The following is a 611-nucleotide window of genomic DNA, read 5'->3' as shown; positions in this document are numbered from 1 at the left end:
CGCTCCCAGGGCACGATCAACACCCGATGAGTCGTGCTGTCGACATAACACACTTCGCGCCGCTGACGGTTGAAACGCACGGGGTAGGTTTTGGCCTGTTTGTAGACATCGGAAACCATGCCGTACAAAAATGCGCCTAATGTGATCACCCCTCCAGGGATGCCATACAGTAGACCTACCTGAAAGACGAGCATCATGGCTAAGCCTATGTCCTGTTCGAAATCCTCATTCCCAAATAACGCCAGATAAACGCCCAAGAATATCGGAACGCCAAAGATAAGCATGATTAACAACCAAATCATGAACGCCAACATCTTTCCCGCTTCAACCATCCCCCGGTTACTGCCACCCAACTCCAAATACACTTCGTTCATCTGCGAGAAGTTTCGGCGGCCTATCGGCACCTGCCCGGTGTACACCGGCAAGGGCGCCAGGAACAGGGTTTCACTCGAACCCTGAGTACGGATTTCACCGGCCCTGGGCGACTGGTTATCCCGGTCGAAAGGGGGTTCATCGGTGGTCGCTTTACGCTTAAACCACTGTTTAAACATAGGCATCCCCCCTTCCATTGCCTGTCATCGCTTTCAGGGTTCTCAATGCAAACCCGCCTC

General features: G+C 53.0%; 1 pseudogene. It reads right to left on the bottom strand.

Features of this window, described 5'->3' with window-relative positions:
- Window positions 1–557 (bottom strand): annotated as a pseudogene (locus tag AWM69_RS22655) (hypothetical protein); the annotation flags it as partial.
- Window positions 558–611: the final 54 nt, after the last annotated feature.

This window comes from Pseudomonas sp. D1HM (assembly GCF_019266105.1).
GTDB classification, from domain to species: domain Bacteria; phylum Pseudomonadota; class Gammaproteobacteria; order Pseudomonadales; family Pseudomonadaceae; genus Aquipseudomonas; species Aquipseudomonas taetrolens.
Note: the sequence above shows the minus strand (reverse complement) of the source record. Positions and strands in the feature narration are given on the sequence as shown.